Raw genomic sequence first — 22383 nt, forward strand, 5'->3', positions numbered from 1 at the left:
CGGCGGCTGCCGTGTGAGCACGTGTCTCCACGGTGCTCCACGTCACACGGGCGAAGGTTTCGATCTGAACGATTGTGCCGGGCAAGGGTCGACGCGCGTCGGCATCGCCCCGCCATGGCGCCCGCGACGCGCGCGATCGCTCGCCCCGCCACCACACCCCCACCGAACGGGCCGACGCTCCGCCCGCCGGCTGCCCGTCGCCGCGCCTCGACACCGTGGCGCGAGGACGCGCGACGGCCTTGGACGCTGCCGCGCGAGAACGCGTGGCGACCTTGGAAACCGCCGCGCCAGGAAGCGCGACGTCCTTGCGAAGGCACGGCGGGGCGTCGTCGCAGGTGGCCTCACTCGACCGGCGGGGCGTCTCATGGAGCATGGAGCGATAACCTGTAGCTATAGACTATTAATCAGATAGAGATTGCGAGCTATCCGGCTCGCTGTCAACATCCAGAAGAAGAACAAGACGGCGAATGCCGGAATGGAGATGGATATGGTTCTCAACTTCACCCGAAGCGTGGCGCTCGCCACGGCCGTGCTCGCGGGCCTGTCGACGGCGGCCCACGCGGAATGGCCGGAGAAGCCGATCAAGGTGATCGTGCCCTTCAAGGCCGGCGGAACGTCGGATCAGGTGGTGCGGGCCTTCCAGGCCGCGATCCAGGAAAACGATCTGCTGCCGCAGCCGCTCACCGTCGTGAATGTCGGCGGCCACTTCTCGATCGGCGCGCGGCAGGTGATGGAGGCTCAGCCCGACGGCTACACCTTCCTCTCCCTCCACATCGCGCTGATGGGGGGCGAAGGCGGCGGCATCTTCGACTTCGGCTACCGCGATTTCGAGCCGGTGGCGACGACGGGCGAGTTCTGCGTCCTGCCGGTGGTGCGCAAGGACTCGGGCATCGATTCGGTCGACGAGCTGCTTCAGAAGGCGAAGGACGAGCCCGATACGCTGCTCTTCGGCGCCAACCTCGGCGCGATCAACCACATGGGCGGCATCCTTCTGCAGAACCTCGTCGACGGGGCGAAGTTCCGCTTCGTGCAGATCGGCGGCGGGACGGCCAACTTCACCGCGCTGACCGGCAACCAGACCAACGCCTCGGTGCTGTCGGCGGCCGAAGTGGCGAACTTCACCCGCAATCCCGACGGCACCGAGATCGCCGACACCCAGATCAAGCCGCTCGCCTATACCGGCGCCGAGCGCGTCGAGGGCCTGCCCGACGTCCCGACGATGCAGGAGCTCGGCTACGACATGACCTATTGCGTCCAGAGCTGGTGGTTCGCCCCCAAGGGCACGCCGCAGGAGGCGATCGACGGCGTGGCCGACGCGCTGCAGAAGGCGACGCAGACCGACCGGGTGAAGAAGTTCTACGACGACAAGATGTTCGGCCCGGTCTTCCTGCGCGGCGAAGAGATGGCGGCCTCGCTCGACGACACCTGGGCGCGCATCGAGCCCGTCGCTAAGCAGGCGGCGCAGAAGTAGGCGCTGCGATGGCTCGCTTCCGTGCGGCCGTCGCCCCGAACGGGCGGTGGGGCTGATCGATGGTCATCACCGCTCGCTGGGCGCTCGGCGTCAGCCTCTTCTTCATCCTCGGCTGCCTCGCGGTCCTCTGGGAAACGCGGGACATCCCGCCCGGCACCTTCGAGCCGCTCGGCTCGGCTCCAGTGCCGCAGGCGACGGCGCTCCTCATCATCGCGCTGAGCCTTGCCGTCGCCGCCCGCTCCTGGCGCACCCTCACGGGCGGGGAGCGGGACCCCGCGCCCGAGATCGTCGACGAGGCGCGCCCGCTCGACGCCGTCGTCACCGGTGTCCTCACGGTGATCTACGTCGCCGTCCTCGGCGCGCACGTCCTCGACTTCGCGCCGCTCACCGCGCTCTACCTCATCCTCACCATCGGCTACCTGATCCGCTTCCGCGTGCGCGGCCTCGTCCTCGCGGCCCTCGTGGCGGTGATCATGGGGTGGGGCGCAGCCTTCGTCTTCACGCGACTCTTCGTCGTCGACCTGCCTGGCCTCTAATGCGAACCTCATGCCCCCGGAGCATGCGATGATCGACGGTCTCACCGGCGCGCTCCTCCACATCTTCACGCCGATGCCCTTCCTCTACGTGCTGATCGGCACGGTCGCGGGCATCGTCGTCGGCGCGATCCCCGGCCTGTCCGGCGCGATGCTCATCGCCCTCACGCTGCCGCTCACCTTCTACATGGAGCCCGTCAACGCCATCGTGCTCCTGATCGGCATGTACGTGGGCTCGATCACCGGCGGCCTCATCACCGCGACGCTGCTGCGCATGCCGGGCACCCCCTCCAACGTCGTGACCACCTTCGACGGGCACCCGATGGCGATGGCCGGGCGCCCCGGCCGCGCGCTGGGCCTCGGCATCGCCGCCTCCTTCATGGGCGGCCTGGTGTCGTGGGTGGTGCTCCTCTTCCTCGCCAAGCCCCTGTCGATCTGGGCGACACGGTTCGGCCCGTTCGAATATTTCACGCTCATCCTGATGGCGATGGTGCTGATCGCCTCGGTGTCGCAGGGCTCCATGGTGAAGGGCCTCGTGGCGGGCTTCCTCGGCATGCTCGTGTCGATGCCGGGGGTCGACCCCTCCGCAGGCCAGCCGCGCCTCACCTGGGACTGGTACGTGCTCAACGGCGGGCTGAAGCTCCTGCCGGTGCTCATCGGCATCTTCGCCGTCAGTCAGGTGATCGGCGACATCGTCACCATCGGCAAGCGCATGGAGCGGGTCGAGACGCGCGTTTCCGGCATGCTGATGACGGTCAAGGACTGGCGCGACCAGATGTGGAACATGCTGCGCTCGTCGGCGATCGGCACCGCGGTGGGAATCCTGCCCGGCATCGGCGCGTCGATCGGGTCCATCATGGCCTATACGACGGCGCGCAACATGTCGCGCCGGCCGGAGGAGTACGGCAAGGGCTCGGAGGAGGGCATCGTCGCCTCCGAGGCGGCCAACAACGCCACCATCGGCGGCGCTCTCATCCCGCTCATCGCCATGGGCATCCCGGGTTCCGTCATCGACGCGATCCTCATCGGTGCGCTGATGATCCACTCGATCACCCCCGGGCCGACCCTCTTCATCACCAACAGCGACGTCGTCTGGGCGATGATCGCGGCCGCCCTCGTCGCCAACGTCGTGATGTACGTCGTCATGATGGGATCGGTGCGCGTGGTGGCGCGCATCATGTACGTGCCGCGCACCTTCATGCTGCCGGTCATCCTGGTGTTCTGCGTCATCGGCACCTTCGCCCTCGACAACACGATGTTCGACGTCTGGGTGATGCTCGCCTTCGGCGTTCTCGGCTTCGCCATGGAAAAGGGCGGCTTCCCGCTCGGCCCCTTCGTGATCGGCTTCGTGCTGGCACCGCTGATGGAAGAGAAGCTGCGCTCCGGGCTGATGATGACGGCGGGCTCCATCGAGCCGATCTTCACCCGGCCGTTGCCGTTGATCTTCCTGCTGATCTCGATCCTCCTCCTGTTGCTGCCGGCGTTCCGCGCCTGGCGCGTCGCGCGGTCGGCCCGGCGTCGCCTCGACGCTCGCGCCGACGGGGCCTCCTCGTGAGGGCGCCCCGGTGAGCGCGGCGGGCTTTGCCGGCTTCGCCCGGCCGGACGGGCGGGTCGGAACGCGCAACCACCTCCTCGTCCTCTCGGTCACGGGGCTGACGGGGCCGACGGGCCGGCGCATCGCGGAGCGGGTGAGGGGGGCGGTGTTCGCCGGCACCCCCTATGGCAGCGGCCTCCTCGGCGCCGACAAGGCCGCCCACCTGCGCACCCTCGAGGGCCTTGCCGCCCACCCCAACGCCGGCGCCACGCTGGTGGTGGGGGCCGACCCGCCGCTCGTCGAGGAGATCGCCGAGGCGGCCCTTGCCCGGGGCACGCCGGTTGCGGCGCTCACCCTCGACGGCGCCGGCCACGACGCCCTGCGCCTCGTCGACGACGGGGTTCGCCACGCTGCCCGGCTCGCCAAGGAGATCTCGGCGGCGCAGCGGGTGGCGGCGCCGCTGTCGGCGCTCGTCCTCGGGCTCGAGTGCGGCCGCTCCGACCCCTCGTCGGGCCTCGTCGCCAACCCCGCCATCGGCCGCATCGCCGACGAGGTGGTGCGCGCCGGGGGCACGGCGATCCTCGGGGAAACCACCGAATGGCTCGGCGCTGAAGACCGCATCGCCGCGCGCGCCGCCGATCCCGATCTCGCCCGCCGCCTCGTCGACGCGGTGCTCGCCCGCGAGCGGCAGGCGGTGGCGGCGGGCCTCGACCTCACCGGCACCAACCCCAGCCGCACCAACATCGACGGCGGCCTCACGACCATCGAGGAGAAGTCGCTGGGAGCCGTGGCGAAATCCGGCGAGAGCCCGATCAGCGGCCTTCTCGCCTATGGCGAGGCGCCGGCGGGTCCCGGCCTCCATCTGATGGACGCGCCGGCCTATGCGCCCGAATCGCTCACCGGCTTCGTGGCGGCGGGCGCGACGCTCAACCTCTTTGCGACGGGCGTCGGCAACTCGTTCGGCTCGGTGCTGGTGCCGACCGTCAAGATCACCGGCAATCCCGACAGCGCCCGCCGCCTCGGCACCCAGATCGACGTCGACCTCGCCGCCGCCTTCACCGGCGAGGAGACGCTTCAGGAGGCGGCGCGCCGGCTTCTGGAGGCGATGCGGGCCACCGCCTCGGGCGCCATGACCTTCGCCGAGATCCTCGGCGACGGGGAGGAGGTGATCGCCCGGTTCGGAGCCTCGCTATGAGCCGCGAGACGCCCCGCGCGATCATCCTCCACGCCGACGACGACGTCGCGACGGTGCTCGCCCCGGTCGCGGCGGGGGAGGTGCTGGAGCTCGTCGGTCCCGGCGGGGCTGCGCCGCTCGCCGCGCAATCCGTAACGGCTCGCAGCGCCATCGCCCGCTGCCACAAGGTGGCGGTGCGCGGGTGCGAAGCCGGGGCACAGGTGCGCAAATACGGCGCCGTCATCGGCGTCGCGACGGCCGCGATCGCGCCCGGCGACCACGTCCACGAACACAACCTCGAGAGCCGGCGGGCGCAGGGGAGCAAGGCCTATGGCTGACGCCAAGAATCTCCTCTTCATCTTTTCCGACCAGCATGCGCGGCACGTCACCGGCGCCTACGGCGACCCCGTCGTCGCGACCCCGACGCTCGACCGTCTCGCCCGCGAGGGGGTGACGTTCGATGGCTGCTACTGCCCGTCGCCGATCTGCGTGCCGAGCCGCATGGCGATGCTCACCGGACGCTGGCCGTTCCGCCAAGGCTGCTGGACCAACGACGACATCCTGCCCTCGAGCCTGCCCACCTGGCTCCACGCCATGGGGGCGGGCGGCCATCGTCCGACCCTCATCGGGCGCCTCCATGCGATCGGCCCCGATCAGCTTCACGGCTACGCCGAGCGCGAGGTCGGCGAGCACTCGCCCAACTATCCCGGGCCGCCGCGGCACGATCTCGGACCGCTTGCCGGCGCCAACGACCCCGATCCGCGCTCGCGCAGCGCCTCGGGACCCGGCATGAGCGCCTATCAGGCGAAGGACGAGGCGGTGACGGCCGCCGCCGTCGATTGGCTGGAGCAGTGCGGGCGCGAGCCCTTCTGCCTCACCGTCGGCCTGATGCTGCCGCATCCCCCCTACGTCGCCGACGCCGAGGCCTACGCCCTCTACGAGGGTCGCGTGCCGCCGCCGACGCGCCGTGTGCCCGACAACGAGCATGCCTTCCACGCCTGGTGGCGGCGCGATCGCGGCATCGGCCTGCCGGACGCGGCCGCCGAGGCGCGCGCCCGCACCGCCTACTACGGCCTCGTCCACCGCATGGACGAGATGATGGGCCGCCTTCTCGCCACGCTAGAGCGCCTCGGCGTGCTCGACGAGACGCTGGTGGTCTACGCCTCCGACCATGGCGACCACATCGGCGAACGCGGGCTCTTCTGGAAGCACACCTTCTTCGACGAATCGGCCGCCGTCCCCCTCCTCATGCGCCTTCCGGGGGTGCTGCCCGCGGGCGAGCGGCGCGGTGCCGTCGTCAACCTCATCGACCTCTCCCAGACGATGCTGGAGGCGATGGGGGCGCCCAGCCTGCCCAACGCCGACGGCGTCAGCTTCTGGCGCCACGCCCAGGACGCGGCGGCGCCCTGGTTCGACGAGACCTTCTGCGAATATTGCACCGACCCCGTGCCCTACTGGACGGGCGGGCGCGCCGTGCAGCAACGCATGATCCGCCGCGGCCGCTACAAGCTCTCCCTCTACGACGCCGAGCCGCCGCTGCTCTTCGATCTCGAGGCCGATCCCGGCGAGACGCGCGACCTCGCCGATCATCCCGCCTACGACACCGTCCGCCGGCAGCTCGAGCATCGCCTCGGCGAGGGATGGGACGCGCAGGAGATCGCGCGGCGCATGCGTGCCGCCCGTCTCGACAAGGACATCCTCGCCGCCTGGGCGCGGACGGTGCGACCCGTCAGCCAGCACGTCTGGGCGTTCGATCCCGCCATCAACGCCCTCGCGGTGCGCTGAGACGATGGCCGCCTCAGCTCTCCACCGGCACGAGGTCGAGGGCGGTGCGGCTGATCCGCTCGATCTGCGCGATGACCGCGCCGGCGGCGGGGTTGGGCTCGGAGCCGCGGCGCATGATGATGCCGGCGGAGCGGCGCCAGCGGGCCTCCGGCGCGTCGATCGCCACGATCGGGCCGGGGTCGCTCTCGCGCAGCTGGCCGAGCGCGTGGAAGCTCAGATAGTCCGCCTCCCGCATCAGCGCCATCTTGAGGGGGGCGATGTCGGTCTCGACGACCGCGTCGGGGGCGGGCAGGCCGTGGCCATGAAAGATCGCCGTGAGGCGCTGCACCATCAGCGAGGTGCGGCCCGGCAGGATCCAGGGATGGGTCAGAAGCTCGGCAAGACCCACCGGCGTCTCCCGCCTCGCCAGCGGATGGGTGGCGCGGGCGATGATCTGATACTCGTCGTCGATCAGCGCCCGCCCGGTGAGGTCCGGCTCGATCGGGGCGGGGGAGGCGATCGCCGCGAGCACGATGTCGAGCTCGCCCTCCCGGAGGCGCGCCTTGAGCTGGTCGTCCATCCCCCCGACGACTTCGAGGCGCACGAGCGGCCAGTCCTCGCGAAACGCCGCGATCACCTCCGGCAGCACCCGGCGCTGCCAGGAGGGGCCGGCGCCGATCCGCACCCGGCCCGCGAGCCCCTGCTTCAGCGCCGCGATCTCCTCCCGCGCCTCGCGCACCGACGCCCGCACCACCCGCGCGTGACGCAACAGGACCTCGCCGTAGGTGGTGAAGGTCACGCCGCGCGAGCCACGCTCCAGCAGCGGCGCGCCCACCTCGTCCTCGAGCCGCAGCACGGCTTTGGTGAGGGCGGGCTGACTGATGCCGAGCCGCTCGGCCGCCGCCCGCAGGCTGCCGTGCTCCGCCACGGCGATCAGGTAACCGGCCAGTCTGCCTTCCATGGGCGATAACCTTCAGTAATTGCCTATTAAACAGATAGAGCTTGTAGCCTAAACGAGCCGCTGTCACCATCCCTTCGAAGAACAAGAAGGCCGAAGGCCGGAAGGGAGATGGACATGGTTCCCAACTTCACCCGACGGGTCGCGCTCGCCTGCGCACTCGCTTTCGCCGCCCCCGCTGGCGCGTTCGCCTATCCCGACGAGCCCATCAAGATCATCGTGCCCACCGATCCCGGCGGCGCCATCGACGGGCTCGCCCGCGTCTTCCAGAAGGCGTTCGAGACCGGCGACATCCTGCCCGACGTGGCGGTGATCAACATGGCCGGCGCCGGCGGCACCATCGGCACGCGCGCCATCAAGGACGCCGAGCCCGACGGCTACACCATCGGCCTCTGGCACGACGGCATCGTCACCTCCAAGGCGATGGGCGTGGTCGATTTCGACCAGTCCGACTTCGAGATCATCGGCGCCACGGGCTTTGCTGACCTCGGCCTCGCGATCTCGGCGGAGAGCCGGTTCGGCTCGTTCGAGGAGATGCTCGCCTTCGCCAAGGCGAACCCCAACACCGTGACGGTCGCCGCCAATATCGGCCTGCCGGTTCACTTCGTGCCGATGCGCGTCGCCACCGAGGCGGGCGCGGAGCTGCGCTATGTGCAGGTGGGGGGCGGAGCTGCGCTATGTGCAGGTGGGGGGCGGCGCGAAGCGCTACCAGTCGCTCCTCGGCGGCCATACCGACACCGCGATGTTCGCCACGCAGGAGCTGGTGCAGTTTAAGGAATCGGGCCTCAAGCCCGTCATCATGCTGACGGAGGAGAGGGTGCCCGAGCTTCCCGACGTGCCGACGGCCAAGGAGCTCGGCATCGACGTGGTGGTGCCCTCCCAGCGCATCTGGCTCGCGCCGAAGGGGGCGCCGGAGGATCGTCTTGAGCTGCTGCGCGACGCCTTCCGCCAGGCGATGGCGCAGGAGGAGGTGGCCCAGCAGCTGCGCGACTTCGGCCTCAACCCGACCTTCGTCGAGCCCGACGTCGTCAAGGCGCAGCTCGAGGAGGCGCTCGCCGAGACGCTGCCGCTGGTGCCGGCGGCGCGGCAGGCGGTGCAGTAGCAGGCCGCGTCCCGGGAGGTTCGCCGATGCGTGCTTCGGAACGGCTCGCCCGGATCTTCGGCACGAGCCATACCCCGCGCGGCGACGTCGGCCTCGCCCTCGTCGTCGCGGCCTTCGCGGCCCTTCTCCTGTGGCAGGCGGCGAAGGTGCCGCCGCCCTTCTTCGATCCGCTCGGATCGGCGGCGGTGCCGCGCGGCGTCGCCGTCGTCCTCCTGCTGCTCGCGGCGATCGTTCTCGTCCGCGCGCTCCTCGCCCGTCCCTGGCCCGCGCTCGAGCGGGACACCGGATATCGCCGCCGGCCGGACGTCGCCTGCGGCATCGTCGCCCTCGCCGTCGCCTATGTCGGGGTGATGGCGGCGGGGGTCCTCGGCTTCATGGTCGCGACCATCCTGTTTCTGGCGCTCGGAACGGCGCTGCTCGCGACCTTCCGCCGGCGCCAGGTGCTGATCGGCCTCGCGCTCGCCGTCGTCCTCGGCATCGGCGGGACGCTGCTCTTCACCGAGTTCTTCTTCATCGATCTCCCACGCTGAGAGGCGACATGCTCGCTGACCTTCTGGGCGCGTTCGGCTACATCTTCAGCCCCGTGCCGTTTCTCTGGGTGCTCCTCGGCACCACGCTCGGCATCTTCGTGGGCGCGGTTCCGGGCCTCACCGGCGGCATGCTGATCGCGCTGTCGATCCCGCTGACCTTCACCATGAACTCCACCCATGCGCTGGTGCTCATGGTGTCGATGTATGTCGGCTCGGTGTCGGGCGGCCTGATCTCGGCCACCCTCCTCAAGATGCCGGGCACCCCGTCGTCGGTGATGACCACCTTCGACGGCTTTCCGATGGCCGCCCGGGGCGAAGCCGAGCGCGCCCTCGCCCTCTCGATCGGCGCCTCGCTGGTGGGCGGTCTCGTCGCCGGCGTCTTCCTGGTGGTACTCTCGGTGCCGCTGTCGCGCTGGGCCACCACCTTCGGCCCGTTCGAATATTTCGCGATGGTGCTGATGGCCCTCGTGCTCATCGCCTCGATCAGCCAGGGCTCGATGGTGAAGGGCCTCCTCGCCGGTGCCCTCGGCATCGCCTTCGCGCTTCCGGGCCTCAACCCGTCCGACGGCCAGCTGCGCCTCACCTTCGGCTGGCACGAGCTCGACGGCGGCTTCGCCCTGCTGCCGGTGCTCCTCGGCGTCTTCGTGATGAGCCAGATCATCGTCGACGCCTTCGACATCGAGAAGAACGCGACGCCCATCAAGGTGGGCGGCGCGTCGCTTCTCCTGTCGGGCCGCACCTGGCGCCAGCATGGGACGAACCTGTTGCGCTCCTCCGTCATCGGCACCTGGATCGGCATCCTGCCGGGGGTGGGGGCGTCGATCTCCTCGATGGTCGCCTATGCCACCGCTCGCAGCATGTCGAAGACGCCGGAGGCGTTCGGCACCGGCTCGGAGGAGGGCATCGTCGCCTCCGAGGCGGCCAACAACGCCAACGTGGGCGGTGCGCTGATCCCGCTCATCACCATGGGGATCCCGGGCAGCCCGATCGACGCGATCCTGCTCGGCGCGCTCATCCTGCACAACATCCAGCCGGGCCCGCTGCTCTTCGTGAACAACGGCGACTTCGTGTGGGCGCTGGTCGCGGCCTATCTCCTCGCCAACGTCCTGATGTTCGCGATCATGACCGTCTCGGTCCGCTGGCTCGCGCGGCTGATGCTGATCGACCGGGCGCTGATGCTGCCGGCGATCTTCGTCGCCTGCGTCGTCGGCTGCTACGCCCTTCATAACCGCATCTTCGACGTGTGGGTGATGCTGTTCTTCGGCCTCGTGGGGTTCGCCATGGCGCGCTGCCGGGTGCCGTTGGGGCCGTTCGTCATCGGCTTCGTGCTCGCCGGCATTCTGGAGGAGGAGCTGCGCTCGGGCATGCAGCTCACCGCCGACGGCTTCTGGGCGATCCTCGACCGGCCGATCGCGCTCGCCTTCCTCGCCGTCTCGGCGCTCACCCTCGTCTGGCCGTTCGCCCAGTCCGCCCTCTCGAAGTCCCGCAACCGTCGCGCCAAGGAGACTCTTTCGTGACGAACGTCCTCTTCATCATGTCCGACGAGCACTCCAAGCGCGTCGCCGGCTTCTACGGCAACGAGACCATCAAGACGCCCCACCTCGACGCGCTCGCCGCGCGCGGGACGGTGTTCGACGCCGCCTACACCAACTGCCCGATCTGCGTGCCGGCGCGCGCCGCCTTCGCCACCGGCCGCTACGTCCATCAGATCGGCCATTGGGACAACGCCTTCCCCTATGCCGGGACGCCGCCGGCGTGGGGCCATCGGCTGCAGGCGGCCGGCCACCGCTGCGATTCCATCGGCAAGCTGCACTATCGCGGCTCCACCGATCCGGCCGGCTTCGACGACGAGATCCTGCCGCTTCACGTCCTCAACGGCGAGGGCGACATTCAGGGCATGATCCGCCGCCCGCCGCCGAAGCGCCCGTCGACGGCCCAGCTCGCCGGCGACGCGGGGCCGGGGGAATCGACCTACATCGCCTACGATCGGCAGATCCGCGACGCCGCCTGCGACTGGCTCCGCGCCGCCGCCGCCGGGGAGCGGGGCGAGGGGTGGACCTGCTTCGTCTCGTTCGTGTGCCCGCACTTCCCGCTGGTGGCGTCGCCGGAATTCTTCGACCTCTATCCGCTTGACGAGGTGCCGATGCCGCGGCTGCGCGAGGCCGGAGACTTTCCAGACCACCCGGTGCTGCGCACCCTGCGCGCGGTCCAGAGCTACGAGGACCACTTCCGCGACGAGGAGCACGTGCGCATCGCGGTTGCCGCCTACTATGGCATGGTGTCCTTCCTCGACGACAATGTCGGCCGCATCCTCGCCACCTTGGAGGCGACCGGCCTCGCCGAGGATACGGTGGTGATCTACGCCTCCGACCATGGCGACAATCTCGGCACGCGGACCTTCTGGGGAAAGTCCAACATGTACGAGGAGTCGGCCGCGATCCCGATGATCATGGCCGGCAAGGACGTGCCCGCGGGACGCCGCGTCGCCACCCCGGTGTCGCTGATCGACGCCCATCCGACGATCCTCGAAGCGGTGGGCGTCGCGCCCGATCCCGCCGACGCGGACCTGCCGGGACGCTCGCTCTTCGCCATCGTCGAGGGGGCCGACTTCGACCGCACCGCGTTCAGCGAATATCACGCGGTGGCCTCGATCACCGGCATCTTCATGGTCCGTTTCGGCCGCTACAAGTACGTCTACTACGTGGACCACCGGCCGCAGCTCTACGACCTCGAGGCCGACCCTTTCGAGACGCGCGACCTCGCGCTCGAGGCGGGCTACGAGGCGGTGCTCGTCGAGGGCGAGCGGCGGCTGCGCGAGATCTGCGACCCGGAGGCGGTGAATGCGCGTGCCTTCGCCGACCAGGCCGCCCGCATCGAGGCGCTGGGCGGGTCGGAAAAGGTGATGAGCGCGGGCAGCTTCCCCTATACGCCGGCGCCGGGGGAGACGCCGCGTATCTCCGGCGGTCCCGCCTGAAGGTACGGCCTTTGGCGGCACGGTCCTTGCCCTCACGCCGAAGGGCCGACACCGACGTCGGTCCTTTGCGAGGGCGGACCGATGAACGACGACGACTTCATGCGGCGGGCGATCGCGCTCAGCGAGCAGGCGCTCGCCAATGACGGGCTGCGCCCGTTCGGCGCGGTGGTGGTGCGCGACGGCACGATCGTGGGGGAGGGGGTGAACGCCACCTATCTCGACCACGATCCGACGGCGCACGGCGAGATCGTGGCGATCCGTGCCGCTTGCGCCACGCTTCAGACCGCCTCGCTCAAGGGCTGCACCATCTACACCTCGTGCGAGCCCTGCTCGATGTGCACGGCGGCGATCCTCGCCGCCGACCTCGACGCCGTGGTCTATGGCGCGGCCCTTGGCGAGACGGCCGAGATCTACGCCAGGCGGCCCGACACGCCGCGCGCCCTGCCGCTCGATTCGATGGTGCTGCGCACCGAGGTGAGCCGGCCCATCGAGGCACGGCTGCAGCCCTCGCGGCGCGCCCTGCCTGCCGAGGCGCTCGCCGTGATCGACGCCTATTCGCGCGCCCGCACCGGCGCCTGACACTCTTCTTCCGGAGCCCCGCTCATGACCCTTCCCATTCCCGCCACCCCCGCCGACGTGCCGCTCTTCGAGGCGCTGACCTCGGTGGAGGTGGAGGCGGCCGTCGCGGCGGGCGCGCCCGTCATCGTGCCGCTCGGGGCGACCGAGCAGCACGGCTCCCATCTGCCGCTCGGCACCGACACCTATCAGGGCGTGGAGGTGGCGCGGCGCACGATCCACCGCCTCGCCGGCGAGGGGCTTGCCGCGGTGCTCGGCCCGGTGATCCCGTTCGGCCCGCCGATGTTCCTCTCCGAATCGCCGAAGGACCGGCCCGGCACCATCGCGATCTCCAACCGCCTCCTGATCGACCTCACCGACGCCGTGGTGCGCGAGCTCGTCCGCTCCGGCTTTCGCACCATCTATCTGTTGATGGCGAACGCGGAGAGCGACCCGGCGATGCAGATCGTCGCCAAGGAGGTGACGGAACAGACGCCGGCCAACGTCGTCACGCTCAACTGGCTCGTCGGCACCCAGAAGACCTATCGCAGCGGCATCCTGAAGTCGGAGAAGCCGCAGGGTCACGCGGGCGAGGGGGAGACGGCGCGCATGCTGGTGACGGCGCCGCACCTCGTCCACATGGAGCGGGCGGTGTCGTGGCATCCCTCCTTTCCGGCGAGCGAGGTGGAGGAGAGGATGCCCTATCTCGGCGGCGCCATCGGCCGCTATCGCTACGACGACGAGAGCTTCGCCGGGTTTTCCGACGGCCCCACCGGCGATCCCGCCAACGCGCTGCCCGAGACGGGGGAGGCGAGCTACCGCCTCATCGTCGACTGGGTGGTGGCGGTGCTGCGCTCCGACGCTGCCACAGGAATTGCCAGGGGCCGCTGAGGCCTGGGGGCGTTCGGCGCGCCATCTCAAGGGACGGCGGCGACGATGAGGAAGGCGGCGAAGATCACGAGGTGCACGCCGCCCTGCAGGATGCTGGTGCGCCCCGTGGTGAGGGTCAGCGTGCAGGTGAAGAGGGCGAGGACCAGGAGCACGATGTGCTCGGCTTCGAGGCCGAGGCTCAGCGGGGCGCCGATCATCACCGAGGCCGCTCCCACGACGGGGATGGTGAGGCCGATGCTCGCGAGCGCCGACCCGAGCGCCAGGTTGAGGCTCTTCTGAAGCTGGTTGGCGCGCGCCGCCCTCAGCGCCGCGAGTCCCTCCGGCAACAGGACGAGGGCGGCGATGACGACGCCGACGAAGGCGTCGGGCAGGCCGGCCACGGAGACGGCGTCCTCCACGGCCGGCGACAGGCCTTCCGCGATCAGCACCACCGAGAGGAGCGAGACGGCGAGGAGCACGATGCTGACCGCCACGAGCCGACCGTCGGGGCGGGGGTGGGCCTCTTCGGCGTTCTCCATGTCGATGAAGTAGTCCCGATGGCGCCAGGACTGGACGAAGATGAAGAGGGCGTAGAGGAGCAGCGACATCAGCCCGACGCCCATCAGCTGGCCGGTGGAGTAGACCGGCCCGGGCACGGCGACGGTGAAGTTCGGCAGGATGAGGGCGAGGGTGGCGAGGGTGGCGAGGACGCTGAGCGCCCCGCTCGCCCCTTGGATCTGGAAGCCCTGCTCGCGATGGAAGACGCCGCCGACGAGGAGGCAGAGGCCGATGATGCCGGTGAGGACGATCATCACCGCCGAGAATACGGTGTCGCGGGCGATCTCCGAGCCGCCGCCCTCGATGGCGAGCATCATGGAGATGATGAGCGAGACCTCGATGACGGTGACGGCGGCGGCGAGCACCAGCGAGCCGAGGGGCTCGCCGATCCTGAGCGCCAGCACCTCGGCGTGATGCACCGCGGCGAACACGGCGGCGCCGAGGATGAGGGCGGCGACGAGCTGGATCGCGAGGGTGTCGAGGTGGACGACGTGGGTTTCCTCGAGCACCACGAGGGCTCCGGCGACGAGGGGGACGAGGATGACCCAGAGCGGGTGGGTCGGATGGGTCGCGGCCTGTGCCAAGATGGATGTCTCCTCGCTGCGCGCCGGCGGTGTGTGGGGGCGGGGCCGGGTTGGCGGTCGCTCCGGTGCTACTCAGCCTTGTGCTTGGGGGTAAAGGCGCTTTGGAGCTCGGCGGCGTCGAAGGCGGGCGGAATGTGGCCGTTTGCGGCATAGTCGTAGAGCATGGCGCGCAGGATCACGCCGAGGGTGGTCGCAACGAGCACGGTGAGGCCGATGACGGCGGCCATCGCGGTCATGACGGTGAGGGTGACGGCCTGGGGTGCCCCCGCCGCGGCGACGAGGCCGGAGACGAGACCGGCGAGGACGACGATGATGGTGACGAGGATGCCGACGCCGAAGTTGGCGACGAGCGATTCGCCCCAGGTGCGCCGCATCACGGCGGCCGAGCGCTTGATCGCCTCGACCGGCCCGACGCCCTCCGCGACGAGCACCGGCACCGCGAAATAGGTGGCGATGGACCAGGCGAGGCCGCCGAGGCCGGCGAGGATGCGCCCCGCCGAGCCCGCCCGCTGCTGGATGATGTTGAGGACGAGGCCGACCGTGGCGCTGACCGCCGCCCAGGCGAGGATCTGCGGCAGGCGGGCGAGGGCGAAGCCGATGCCCTCGCCGACCGACGCGCGCCCCCCGCCGAGCCGCACCAGCACGCAGTGGATGAGCGCGGCGTTGAAGAAGGTGATGATGGTGTAGGCGGCGAGATAGAAGAGGAAGCCGTAGACGTAGTGGATGTACTCGGTCTTCGGCGTGTCGCCCTCGAGGAGGGTTCGGAATTGCTCGCTGGCGAAGACCGGGGCGAGAAAGGCGGCCGCCACCAGGAAGAAGGCGATGCCGGAGATCATCGGCAGGACGAGAAGGCTCTTGTCGTCGCCGATGATGGCGAGGGATTGGCGGGTGAGTCTGACTGCTCGGCCGATCCGCGTTCCGATGCTCATCCCGTCCACGACCCCTTGGCGTTGTTCTTCGACCGGCGGCGTGCCGGTCCGGTTACGTCAAGCCTGCATGCCGTGGCCGCAAAGACAAGGCCTTACGAGGTACCGGACGACCCGCCGGAGGGTGGTCGGCACGGCGTCACGATAGCATTGCCGTGCGGAGCGGGGATGCTTTCGCCCGTCGCGGCGGACGTCGGGGGAGGGTGGCGATGCGCACCGCGACGAGGGCGAGGGTGCCTCGGCGCCGATGGTGTCGACGAGGGCGACGCGGGGGGCATCCGGCGGCGGCGCTTCGACGAGGACGGTGGTGCCTTCGATGGGGTCGGGGCGGCCGGTCGCGAGATCCAGGGTGAGGAGGTGGGCGACGACGCCGGGGTCGTGGAGGGTGGGACCGCGCTCGGCGTCGGCGGAGAGCATGGCGGCTGCAGCCTTCGCCGCCCCGCCGCCCCGCCGCCTGGCGCGCGCAGCGTGTCGAGGATGGCGCAGCCGGCGCGGACGTGGCGGGTGACGTCGAAGCCGCAGAGGGTGACGGGGGCACCCTCGTGAGGACGGTCTCGGCGGTTGGGGGATCGTGGAGGACGTTGAACTCGGCGGTGGCGGCACCGTTGCCCGGGACGCCGACTTGGTGGACGGGACCGTTGCCGGCGGTGGTGATCGCCGTGGGGTGGAACTCCGGCGCGACGAGGGTGAGGATCGCGAGGGCGCTGGCGGTGCCGGGGTCGCCGTCGATGAGGAAGGGAGCGGGGGACGGGGTGGCCGAGGGGCTCTTCCGGGCGCGTCGCCGCGATCGGCTGCGGAGGGCCGCCGCGAAGCGGCCGAGGGTGGGAGGCGGGGGTGGTACGCCCGAGGGGACTCGAACCCCTGACCGTCCGATTAAAAGTCGGATGCTCTACCAGCTGAGCTACAGGCGCCCGCGAGGGGTAGGTAGCTCGAATGGGGCGCGGGCTCAAGGCTGGGCCGCCGATTGGGGTGGACGGCGTTGCTGCGCGCGGCGGCCGTGGCGGACGGGCGCCGGCGAAACCAAGGAGTGGGCGGCGGCTCACGACGGCGAGCGGGCGCGCGGGCGTGCGCTCGCGCCGCGAGGCGGCCGAGGATTGGGGATCGACGGGACGCGAGGGGGCGACCCGATGGAAAGAGTGAGGCCGTCCCCACGCGTCCCGTCTCCGGGCTCTTGCGGGCGGGGCTGCTTTCGGGCGCGAGCGCCCGGCCCGGTGCGACGGGCCTTTTGAGCCCGCCGTCCGTCCGCTCTTACAGGCCCTCGGGGTTGACCCTGGCTGTCGCCCGTCCACGCTGCTCACGTGGAAGGTGGGCGCGTCTGCGGAGCGGCCCGTCCGGTCGATGCCGCGCCGTTGGCGTGCGTTACCCGCCGCGGGCGCGACCCCGGAGCCCTCGATCCTCATGGTGGACGGTCCGGCCACGCCTCCCCTTGGATCGAGCGACGGGGGCAGGATAGGGGCCGGCGCGGGGGGCGGGGATAAGTGTCGCGCGCGAAGGCTCGGGCGCGACCGGCAGCTGCGGCGCGCGTTGGCGGCGCGGGTCGGGCCGCGGCGGTCGACGTTGCGCGGCCCGGGGGCTCGTGTCACTCTGACGGGATCGACAGGGTTTTTCGTCGTTGTCGTCCATCCTGCGGGGCGGATGATCTTTTCATAATTCTATATTTTTCGGGACGACTTCTATGCTGTTGTTCATACTGTCCGCGATGACGGCCTGCGGCGGCGTCTATTTTTGGGGGGCGTCGGTATCGCGGTGGCGGGGCACGGGCAAGAGGCCCTTCTTGCGGCTCGACTGGCGGGTCCGCGCCGTGCTCATCACCGCCTATCTGACGGCGATCGTCTACGCCTTCTACGGGGCGCTCTATGCCCCTTACGAGTTCTACCTGACCAACGACCTCGTCGGCGGCATGCACCGCTTCTTCGCGCGGGGGCATGCCCGGTCGCTGGCGGAAGTCTTGGCGGGGATGTCGATCGGTGCGCTGCTGGGCGTCTGGTTCCTGCAGACCGAACGCTTGCCCAACATCTCGGTGAGCAAGCGGAGCATGTCGCTGTGGGCCAAGCACAAGCGCTTCGGCTTCGGGATCTTCGCGCTTCTTCTGATCTTTCTGATGATTTTTGTGCCGGGGACGTTGCTCGACAGGGTGCTCGATCGGATCCACCACGTCACGCTGCCGGGTGGGGCGGGCATCGAATTTTCGCGCGCGAAAGAGGAGCCTGCCACCGAACAGGTCGGTGTCTCGATTCACAACGCGAACAGCGACTATCACAGCCCCTTTGGGCCGACCAGCACGGACATCGGCATTGCGATGCTGATCTACGCCACCCGGCTCTATCCTCAGCTGGCGAAGATCGTCTATCAATCCGACATCGATGACAGAGCTTATACCAGGAATCGTCATCCGTTGGAGGGTATCACGATTCAGGAATGGCAAGAAACAGATTATTTTTATGCGATTAAGTATGGTTTACAATCTTTAATTTCTTGTAATTGGGCAATTCGACAAATTGAAGGATTGCCTGGGTTGGATATGCGACTTTTTCGCCTCAAAGAACTAGTAGACTATTTGGATCAGACGAAAGGTGCGACGTCTCCGGGTGATGCTTCAATTTTCGAAAATTTGTATAAGAATACATTGCGCAATGTTATTTTGGTGACGCTGCAAAAGTTCACAGAATTTTATGGAAATTCCATTTTTGAGCGAACCCTCGAGCAAAATTGTGTTATGTTTGTTAGTATTATGCACAATAATCGTCTTGAAATTGAGCAATACGCAAATGCAGCAGATTGGAAAGAGGTGTGGCGTCCGATTGCTGATGAAGTTGATCGTTGGGATGGCTGGGATATTTATGGTAAAGCCAATGATTTTGTTTCGTATAGTTGGCCTATCTTTCAGAAGATGCTGAAAGATAAACAGTCAACTAATATAAATTTTAATAGATTTATCTCGTCTGCTTTAAAGTTGACATTGTTCGACAAAAATATTGCGGCGAATGGCATTCAGGCCACGTTGGATGGGACGGCACTCCAATACGAGGATGGCGACGATGCTCGAGAGATTCGAGAAAAATTTCTCATTCGTACGTATATTCGCCGTTTTGTTCGTGAGCTCTACCGGCCGGATCGCCTCGGAACGGTGATTCCGCATCTGGAGTATTTGTTTGCGGATGTTCAGGAATTTGAAGATCATTTTCTGCCGGCTGTGCCAGGACTGGTGAAATCGAGACGGGAAGGACGGATTGAAGAGCGATTGTCGCAGCGCCTCTATGACGATCAATTGTTAAGCTTTGGTGGCGTATCCTGTCCAACGAGTGTATATTTTCGGAGAATTTATTTAGATTATCTATTCGCAATAAATAATATTATCTATGCCGTTGCAACGACGCCGACGATTTGGGATTTACCCGTTCCATCGAAGGCGATGTCCTATCGCGCGACAGCCGATCAAATGTCAAAGAAACTCCTTGGATTGAATTTCAACTGCTTCGAGGATGTATTTCCTGATACCCAAGTGAGCGACATCCAGGTGATTTTTGCGAGCACCTTGATCCGCTTCGAACTCGAGCTGATTGCAGCGCAGGATCTGTCAAAGCGTATGGTACGCGAGCAGCACTATGCGCGGCTGAGCAAGCTTCTGGGGAAGTCGAATGCGCTGTTGCAGCAGCATTTGGACGACGTGAACGTCAAGATCGCGGAGGCGTCGCACCCGGGGAACGTCGATGAAGTGAATATGAGGAAATTGCTTAAGACCAAACACGAATTGGAGGATCTGCAAACCAAGTCGGCGCGGGCACTGGAAAAGCTGGGCGTCGAGCCCGGCGAGTCCCTCTGACGATGGGGCGCGCCGCTTTGACGATCAGGGAGCACTCGTTCCGATGACGATGAGGAGCATGTACTCCGTCGACGATCAGGGCGGGACGCGCAGATCCGAGGCGACGTTGCCGCTGGCCGGGCCGGCGGTGACGGGTTGTACCGAGAGCGCGGCGGCAGCGATCAGTGCCAGCAGAGCGCATGTCCGAACTATAGTCATCGTCTACTCCTTCAGCCTGTGGCGGGATGTTCCGTCCAGAGGCGTAGATGGGGCGACTTGATCAAGCCGGCCGTGATGTCCCTCACATTTTCATCGCAGACCATACTGCCACGAAGCTGAACCGGGAATGACGGAAAACGTGTGGGCGCTTTCTGCGAGGCGACGGTTGCCGGCGCTCGAGGCTCCGCATTCGGCAGAACCCGCGCGTCGTTAGGGCGAGCGGGTGCCCTACACCAACCGCGACTGCTCCACCGCGGCCTCGATGAAGCTCGCGAACAGGGGGTGCGGCTCGAAGGGGCGGGACTTCAGCTCCGGATGGAACTGCACGCCGATGAACCAGGGATGGTCGGCGAGCTCGATCGTCTCCGGCAGTACGCCGTCGGGGGAGGTGCCGGACACCACCATGCCGTGGGCCTCGAGACGGTCGCAATATTCCATGTTCACCTCGTAGCGGTGACGGTGCCGCTCGTTGATGAGGGTGTTGCCGTAGATCTTGGCGATGCGGGTGCCGGCCTTGAGCTCGGCCGGGTAGGCGCCAAGCCGCATGGTGCCGCCGAGATCGCCGCCGGCCGCCCGCTTCTCCAGCGCGTTGCCCTTCAGCCATTCGGTGAGGAGGCCCACGGCGGGCTCGGGCGTCGGGCCGAACTCGGTGGAGCTCGCCGCCGCGAGGCCCGCCTCGTGACGCAGCGTCTCGATCACCGCCATCTGCATGCCGAAGCAGATGCCGAAATAGGGCACCTTGTGGCGCCGGGCGAAGCCGGCCGCGGCGATCTTGCCCTCCGAGCCGCGCTCGCCGAAGCCGCCCGGCACGAGGATGCCGTGGACGCCTTCGAGGTGGGCCTCGGGGTTCTGGGTGTCGAACACCTCCGATTCGATCCATTCGAGGTTCACCCGCACGTTGTTGGCGATGCCGCCGTGGGTGAGCGCCTCGATGAGCGACTTATAGGCGTCCTTCAGCTCGGTATATTTGCCGACGATGGCGATGGTGACCTCGCCCTCGGGCGTGCGCAGACGCTTGGAGATCTCGGCCCAGCCGGTGAGGGCGGGGGGCGGGGCGTCGGGGATGCCGAAGGCGGCGAGCACCTCGTCGTCGAGCCCTTCCTGGTGGTAGGCGATGGGCACGTCGTAGATCGTCGACACGTCGAGGGCGGGGATGACGCTGGTCTCGCGCACCGAGCAGAAGAGGGCGAGCTTGCGCCGCTCGCCGGGCGGGATCGGCCGGTCGCAGCGCACGAGCAGGATGTCGGGCTGGATGCCGATCGAGCGCAGCTCCTTGACCGAGTGCTGGGTGGGCTTGGTCTTGAGCTCGCCCGCCGAGGCGATCCAGGGCATCAGCGTGAGGTGGATGAAGAGGGTGGACCCGCGCGGCAGCTCGGTGGAGAGCTGGCGGATCGCCTCGAAGAAGGGCAGCCCCTCGATGTCGCCCACCGTGCCGCCGATCTCCACGAGCACGAAGTCGTAGGCCTCGTTGTCGGACAGCACGAACGCCTTGATGGCGTCGGTCACGTGCGGGATCACCTGCACGGTGCCGCCGAGATAGTCGCCGCGGCGCTCCTTGGCGATGATGTCCTGATAGATCCGGCCGGTGGTGATGTTGTCGTGCCGGTTGGCGGCGCGCCCGGTGAAGCGCTCGTAGTGGCCGAGATCGAGGTCGGCCTCGGCGCCGTCGTCGGTCACGAACACCTCGCCGTGCTGGTAGGGGCTCATGGTGCCGGGATCGACGTTGAGATAGGGGTCGAGCTTCCTGAGCCGCACCGTGTAGCCGCGCGCCTGGAGGAGGGCGCCGAGGGCGGCGGACGCCAGACCTTTGCCGAGCGACGACACCACGCCGCCGGTGATGAAGACGTAGCGCGTCACAGCAAGCTCATCGGTTGCGAGCGGCGCCGGGCACCGACCGGGCCGCCTTTCGGGGAGGGAAGATCGTGCCGGGGCGGGAGGCCCCGGCGGAAGTGGCGGGTGTGAGGCCCGGCGATCACTCGCTCGTCGGGACTTGCGGCGCGGCGGGGGCCGCGGGCGCCGTGGACGAGGAGGTGCCGGACGAGGAGGTGCCGGACGAGGGGGCGCCGGAGGGCGTCGCCGAGCCGCCGTCGGTGGGCGGCGCCGGGGTGTCGCCGGACTGCTCGCGCAGCGTGTCGAGGAGGCCGGAGCCGGAGCCGCGGGTGGTCGGATCGCCGAGCGGCGCCGCGGTGCCGGCGGGCGTCGCGCCGCCGTCGAGGATCGACGGGGTGCCCTGCTGCGACTTCGCCAGCAAGCCCAGCCCCAGCGAGGTGATGAAGAAGATCGCTGCGAGGATCGTCGTCGCCCTCGTCAACAGATTGGCGCTGCCGCGGGCGGAGAACATCGCGCCGCCGCCCCCACCGCCGATGCCGAGGGCGCCGCCTTCGGACCGCTGCAGGAGGATCACCGCGATCAGTGCGATCACGATCATCAGGTGGATGACGATGATGACAGTTTGCATGACAGAGCCTACTCGGGACGACTTTGGAGGACATCTAACGATCGTTCGCCAGGATGTCACCGCTCGCCGCACGCCTTTAACGTCCAAAGCCATTCCGGGCTTCGGGTCAAGGCCAGCCGGCCGGTGCGCGCAACGGGGCTGTTGATAGAGTGCGACGGGCCCGCCGGATGGCGGAACCTGCGGTGTGATAGGGAGTGACGGGCCGATGTGCAACTACTGCACGGTGATCGCGGGCGATCCGTACCGCCTCAACGGCATGACGGACCGCGGCGCGCCGGTGATCGTCACCTATCGCCTCACCGACGACGACCTGCCGGTGGCGAACCGGCTGTCCGCCGACACCAAGCTGATCGCGGCGATGCGGGAGGCGG

Annotated in this window: 20 protein-coding genes and 1 tRNA gene; 14 read left to right on the forward strand and 7 right to left on the reverse strand. The window is 68.3% G+C overall.

What is annotated here, in order from left to right:
* The first annotated feature begins 487 nt into the window (after positions 1 to 487).
* The 6 genes from JCR33_RS02985 to JCR33_RS03010 are packed head-to-tail and all read left to right on the forward strand — an operon-like array spanning position 488 to position 6497.
* Entirely contained in the window at positions 488 to 1471 is a 984-nt protein-coding gene (locus JCR33_RS02985) for a tripartite tricarboxylate transporter substrate binding protein (protein ID WP_198880500.1), read from the forward strand.
* Positions 1472 to 1530: 59 nt separating this feature from the next.
* A complete protein-coding gene (locus tag JCR33_RS02990; RefSeq protein ID WP_198880501.1) occupies positions 1531 to 2007 on the forward strand; it encodes a tripartite tricarboxylate transporter TctB family protein in 477 nt (158 codons plus the stop codon).
* A 28-nt stretch (positions 2008 to 2035) separates the two neighbouring features.
* The gene (locus JCR33_RS02995) at positions 2036 to 3559 is read left to right on the forward strand and encodes a tripartite tricarboxylate transporter permease (RefSeq protein ID WP_198880502.1); all 1524 of its coding nucleotides are present in this window, start codon (positions 2036 to 2038) and stop codon (positions 3557 to 3559) included.
* A gap of 10 nt (positions 3560 to 3569) precedes the next feature.
* Positions 3570 to 4733 (forward strand): UxaA family hydrolase, encoded by a 1164-nt coding sequence (locus JCR33_RS03000; RefSeq protein ID WP_198880503.1) that lies wholly within the window; start codon positions 3570 to 3572, stop codon positions 4731 to 4733.
* The gene (locus JCR33_RS03005) at positions 4730 to 5050 is read left to right on the forward strand and encodes a UxaA family hydrolase (protein WP_198880504.1); all 321 of its coding nucleotides are present in this window, start codon (positions 4730 to 4732) and stop codon (positions 5048 to 5050) included. Before JCR33_RS03000 ends, JCR33_RS03005 begins: the two co-directional genes overlap by 4 nt.
* Entirely contained in the window at positions 5043 to 6497 is a 1455-nt protein-coding gene (locus tag JCR33_RS03010) for a sulfatase-like hydrolase/transferase (protein WP_198880505.1), read from the forward strand. The genes JCR33_RS03005 and JCR33_RS03010 overlap by 8 nt, the downstream gene beginning before the upstream one ends.
* A gap of 13 nt (positions 6498 to 6510) precedes the next feature.
* On the opposite strand, the gene JCR33_RS03015 is transcribed toward JCR33_RS03010, so the two are convergent.
* Positions 6511 to 7437 carry a LysR family transcriptional regulator gene (locus JCR33_RS03015; protein WP_198880506.1) on the reverse strand — a complete coding sequence of 309 codons (927 nt, stop codon included), beginning with the start codon at positions 7435 to 7437 and terminating at the stop codon, positions 6511 to 6513.
* Positions 7438 to 7551: 114 nt separating this feature from the next.
* Here JCR33_RS03015 and JCR33_RS25200 point away from each other — a divergent pair, with 114 nt between their 5' ends.
* The 7 genes from JCR33_RS25200 (at position 7552) to JCR33_RS03050 (ending at position 13486) form a co-directional block, all read left to right on the forward strand.
* Positions 7552 to 8208: a tripartite tricarboxylate transporter substrate-binding protein gene (locus JCR33_RS25200; RefSeq protein WP_198880507.1), complete on the forward strand. Its 657-nt coding sequence runs from the start codon at positions 7552 to 7554 to the stop codon at positions 8206 to 8208.
* The gene (locus tag JCR33_RS25205; RefSeq protein ID WP_198880508.1) at positions 8120 to 8536 is read left to right on the forward strand and encodes a tripartite tricarboxylate transporter substrate-binding protein; all 417 of its coding nucleotides are present in this window, start codon (positions 8120 to 8122) and stop codon (positions 8534 to 8536) included. Before JCR33_RS25200 ends, JCR33_RS25205 begins: the two co-directional genes overlap by 89 nt.
* A 26-nt stretch (positions 8537 to 8562) precedes the next feature.
* Entirely contained in the window at positions 8563 to 9066 is a 504-nt protein-coding gene (locus tag JCR33_RS03030) for a tripartite tricarboxylate transporter TctB family protein (RefSeq protein WP_198880509.1), read from the forward strand.
* Between the two features lie 8 nt (positions 9067 to 9074).
* Positions 9075 to 10583, forward strand: coding sequence for a tripartite tricarboxylate transporter permease (locus JCR33_RS03035; RefSeq protein ID WP_198880510.1), 1509 nt, complete (start codon positions 9075 to 9077; stop codon positions 10581 to 10583).
* Positions 10580 to 12040: a sulfatase-like hydrolase/transferase gene (locus JCR33_RS03040; RefSeq protein WP_332461104.1), complete on the forward strand. Its 1461-nt coding sequence runs from the start codon at positions 10580 to 10582 to the stop codon at positions 12038 to 12040. Before JCR33_RS03035 ends, JCR33_RS03040 begins: the two co-directional genes overlap by 4 nt.
* An 81-nt stretch (positions 12041 to 12121) precedes the next feature.
* Positions 12122 to 12619, forward strand: a complete 498-nt coding sequence (locus JCR33_RS03045) for a nucleoside deaminase (protein WP_198880511.1) — start codon at positions 12122 to 12124, stop codon at positions 12617 to 12619.
* 24 nt (positions 12620 to 12643) lie between these two features.
* Entirely contained in the window at positions 12644 to 13486 is an 843-nt protein-coding gene (locus tag JCR33_RS03050) for a creatininase family protein (protein WP_198880512.1), read from the forward strand.
* 26 nt (positions 13487 to 13512) lie between these two features.
* On the opposite strand, the gene JCR33_RS03055 is transcribed toward JCR33_RS03050, so the two are convergent.
* The 4 genes from JCR33_RS03055 to JCR33_RS03070 all read right to left on the reverse strand — a co-directional run bounded on the left by JCR33_RS03055 (position 13513) and on the right by JCR33_RS03070 (position 16444).
* Positions 13513 to 14607, reverse strand: coding sequence for a calcium:proton antiporter (locus JCR33_RS03055; protein ID WP_198880513.1), 1095 nt, complete (start codon positions 14605 to 14607; stop codon positions 13513 to 13515).
* A gap of 68 nt (positions 14608 to 14675) precedes the next feature.
* Positions 14676 to 15536 (reverse strand): DUF6159 family protein, encoded by an 861-nt coding sequence (locus tag JCR33_RS03060; protein ID WP_198880514.1) that lies wholly within the window; start codon positions 15534 to 15536, stop codon positions 14676 to 14678.
* Positions 15537 to 15593: 57 nt separating this feature from the next.
* The gene (locus JCR33_RS03065) at positions 15594 to 15950 is read right to left on the reverse strand and encodes a hypothetical protein (protein ID WP_198880515.1); all 357 of its coding nucleotides are present in this window, start codon (positions 15948 to 15950) and stop codon (positions 15594 to 15596) included.
* 418 nt (positions 15951 to 16368) lie between these two features.
* Positions 16369 to 16444 (reverse strand) — tRNA-Lys (locus tag JCR33_RS03070).
* Positions 16445 to 17208: 764 nt separating this feature from the next.
* Between JCR33_RS03070 and JCR33_RS03075 the strand changes: the two genes are divergently transcribed.
* The gene (locus JCR33_RS03075) at positions 17209 to 19356 is read left to right on the forward strand and encodes a hypothetical protein (RefSeq protein ID WP_198880516.1); all 2148 of its coding nucleotides are present in this window, start codon (positions 17209 to 17211) and stop codon (positions 19354 to 19356) included.
* A 426-nt stretch (positions 19357 to 19782) separates the two neighbouring features.
* On the opposite strand, the gene JCR33_RS03080 is transcribed toward JCR33_RS03075, so the two are convergent.
* Positions 19783 to 21411, reverse strand: a complete 1629-nt coding sequence (locus JCR33_RS03080; protein WP_198880517.1) for a CTP synthase — start codon at positions 21409 to 21411, stop codon at positions 19783 to 19785.
* Positions 21412 to 21526: 115 nt separating this feature from the next.
* Complete coding sequence (gene secG, locus JCR33_RS03085; RefSeq protein WP_198880518.1) at positions 21527 to 22012, reverse strand: preprotein translocase subunit SecG; 486 nt, start codon at positions 22010 to 22012, stop codon at positions 21527 to 21529.
* Between the last annotated feature and the right edge of the window lie 371 nt (positions 22013 to 22383).

The sequence above is a fragment of the Acuticoccus mangrovi genome (assembly GCF_016411865.1).
GTDB lineage: Bacteria > Pseudomonadota > Alphaproteobacteria > Rhizobiales > Amorphaceae > Acuticoccus > Acuticoccus mangrovi.